Annotated in this window: 1 protein-coding gene; it reads left to right on the plus strand. The window is 77.5% G+C overall.

Annotation, left to right across the window (positions count from 1 at the left end; genetic code table 11):
• Positions 1 to 28: 28 nt before the first annotated feature.
• Positions 29 to 1,663: ABC transporter permease subunit (locus ABZ281_RS48505; protein WP_356665143.1), on the plus strand; the 1,635-nt coding region annotated here is incomplete at its 3' end.

Genomic DNA, 1,663 nt, shown 5'->3' on the forward strand with positions numbered 1-1,663 from the left:
GCCCTGGCCGAAAGGCGCCGCCTCCCGAGTGCGCGCACTCGCGGGCGGCGGCGTCCCGGCACTGCTGTGGCGGACCGTGCTCCTGGCCGCCCTGGTGTGCGGTATCGGTCTGCTGCCGTGGCTGTCCCGTACCGACCCCGCGCTGACCGTGCTCAGGGCGCGGTCGGCGGACCGCGACCCCGATCCCGAGACACTGCGCGCCATCCGCGAAGACCTCGGCCTGGACGACGGCCCCTCGGCCCTGCTCGGCCGCTGGCTGGGCGGGCTGCTGCACGGCGACGCGGGCACGTCCTGGGTGTCCGGCAGCCAGGTACTGCCCGGCGCCGTGCAGGCGCTCGGCGCGTCGCTGCTGCTGATGTCCGGGGCCCTGGTGGTCGCCGCGGGCACGGCGGCCGCCGTCTGCGCCCGTACGCTCCGGCTGGGTGCGCGGGGCCGGCTCGGGGCGCGTCGCCCCGGCGGGACGGCGACGGCGGTGCTGGCCGCGCTGCCCGAGTTCCTCGTCGCCGCGGTGCTGGCCTCGGTGATCGGCGTGCAGCTGGGCTGGCTGCCCGCACTGGGCTGGTACGGGCCGCAGTGGATGGTGCTGCCCTCGCTCGCCCTCGGCCTGCCGGCCGGGGCGGTCCTGGGGCGGATGCTCGACGACCTGCTGCCCGGCGCGTTCGGAGAACCCTGGGCCATGGCGGCCGCGGCCCGCGGTGTGCCGTCCAGGTCCGTGGCACGGCAGGCGGTGCGCCGCTGCGTGCCCGGACTGCTGCCGAACCTGGCGCTGTTCGTGGTCGGCCTGACCGGTGGATCGGTCGCCGTCGAGCAGATCTTCGACATCCCGGGCCTGGGCCGGTTCACGCTGCACGCCGCACTCGCCCAGGACCTGCCCGCCCTGCAGACCGGCACACTCGCCCTCGTCCTGCTCGCGGCCACCGCGGGACTCCTCGCCCGGCTCGCCGCCCGGGTGCTGATCGGTCCGGCGCTGCGCGACGGCGCCCTGCAGTCCCTGCACCGGCCCCGGCCGCCCGCGCCCCGCACGCTCCCCCTGCTCTACGGAGGTCTGCTGGCCGCCGTCATCGGCCTCGGGCTGCCCCGCGACCCGCTCGCCCTGGACACACTCGCCCGGCTGCAAGCCCCCTCCCTGGAGCACCCCTTCGGCACGGACGCGCTCGGCCGGGACGTGCTCGCCCGCATCTCGCACGGCGCGCTGACCACCCTCGGCACCGCCCTCGCGGTGAGTGCAGCAGCCCTCGTCGCCGGGCTGCTGCTGGGGCTGCTGCCGAGGGTGTCCGGGCCGCTGGTCGACACCCTCAGCGCCGTACCGCCGGTACTGGCCGGGCTCCTCGTCACCGGCGCCATGGGCAGCGGGACCTGGACGCCCGCGTTCGCCGTGGCCGTCGTGGCCTGGTCCCCGCTGGCCGCGCACACCTCCTCCCTGCTGCGGCAGGAGCGCGCGACCACGCACCTGACGGCCACCCGGGCACTGGGCGCCGGGCGCTGGTACCTGCTCCGGCACGAGCTGCTGCCCGCCGTCGCGCCCCCGGTCGCCCGGCACGCCCTGCTCCGCCTGCCGGGCATCGCGCTCAGCCTCGCCGCACTGGGCTTCCTCGGGCTGGGCGCCCAACCGCCGTCCCCCGACTGGGGCCTGCTGCTGGCCGAGAACCAGCCGTACGCCGAG

Origin of the sequence: Streptomyces sp. NPDC006265, assembly GCF_040613555.1 — a bacterium.
GTDB lineage: Bacteria > Actinomycetota > Actinomycetes > Streptomycetales > Streptomycetaceae > Streptomyces.